This window comes from Dongia deserti (assembly GCF_003574735.1).
In the GTDB taxonomy this organism is placed as follows: Bacteria; Pseudomonadota; Alphaproteobacteria; order Dongiales; family Dongiaceae; genus Dongia_A; species Dongia_A deserti.
Genome location: NZ_QORW01000049.1, coordinates 1 through 1451 on the forward strand (window position 1 = coordinate 1; position 1451 = coordinate 1451).

Below are 1451 nucleotides of genomic sequence, written 5' to 3' on the forward strand. Positions count from 1 at the left end.
CTTCGGCAGGGTCTTCATCAAGAAGTGGGTGGCTCCCATCCGGGCCTTGATCGTGCCGAATGGATGTTCGACGGTTTCGCGCCGCTGACGCATCTTCTCCGGGTGCTCATCGAGCCGGCGCTGGACGGTCTCGAGGACATGTTCATGCTCCCACCGTGGGACCCGGCGCTCGCGCCCCGTCGTGCACTTTGGCTTGAGCGGACAGGTCAGGCAAGCCGTGGTCCAATAGCGACGCATCCGCTTTCCGGCTTCTTCGCTCGTGAACCGATAGGTCAACCGCTCGCCGGCCGGGCAGAGATACACATCGTCCTCGGCGACATAGACAAAGTCCTGCTTGCCAAAGCGGCCTTCGGCCTTGGCGCCCGAGGTCATGGGTTTGGGCAGCGTGACGGTGATGCCCGCCTCCTCGCACGCCAGAATCTCCTCGCTATCGAAGTAGCCTCGATCGGCCACGACATCGAGGTTGTCCACCCCCAGGGTGGCTTTCGTCTCCTTCGCCATGCGCGCGAGCTGCGCGCGGTCGTTGCCCACGTTGATCACGTCATGGACCACGATCAGATGATGTTTGGTGTCAACGGCGACCTGCACGTTATAGCCGACGACTCCTGAGCCTCGGCCGCTGGTCGCCATCGATCGGGAGTCTGGATCGGTGAGCGAGATCTGCTGGTCCGGCGCTGCCCGCATCTGCGCTTCGAGGCTCTTCAGGCGTTGCATCTCCTCCTTTAGCTTCGCGATCTTCTCTTTGAGCCGGGTCGTCTTTGTCGTGTTCGCCAGCGACGGTTCCTGCCGGTCGGCGCTGTCCATCTGATGCAGATAGCGCGCGACGCTCTCCTCGATCTGCTCCATGCGCCGCTGCATCTTGGCGCACGTGAAGTTCCTGTCGCGGTTGTTCACCGCCTTGAACTTGCTGCCGTCGATCGCCACGCTCGCTTCGGTGAACAAGCCCATCGTGCGGCAAAGCGCGACGAACCGGGTGCAGACCTGGCGGATGGCGCGGCCATTATCCTTGCGGAAATCGGCAATGGTCTTGTGATCGGGAACAAGGCGGCCAGTGAGCCACATCACCTCGACGTTGCGGCCCGCCTCGCGCTCGAGCCGGCGGCTCGACTGGATCCGATTGAGATAGCCGTAGATGTAGAGCTTCAGCAGCACCGACGGATGATAGGAAGGCCGACCGGTCGCCTCAGGATCGACCCCGCTGAACCCAAGACCGCCCAGGTCGAGTGCGTCGACAAAGGCGTCGATCACGCGAACGGGATTGTCCTCGACGACCCAGTCTTCTAAGCACTCCGGAAACAGCGTGCTCTGCCCACGATCGACCCCTTCAACGAAGCGCTTCATCCGATCTCCTGCAATTCGCGCAGAAATCATACCGTGCGAATCACTTGAATGCGCGCGGTCTTCACACATGGGGTAATCGCGGGAGCGATTCGCCGTCATGACCGGAAGCA

At 62.0% G+C, this 1451-nt stretch carries 1 protein-coding gene; it reads right to left on the minus strand.

All coding sequences use genetic code 11. The features are described from left to right. On the minus strand, positions 1-1341 hold a 1341-nt coding region (locus tag DTX69_RS29875; protein WP_119305236.1), incomplete at its 3' end, for an IS1182 family transposase. Positions 1342-1451: the final 110 nt, after the last annotated feature.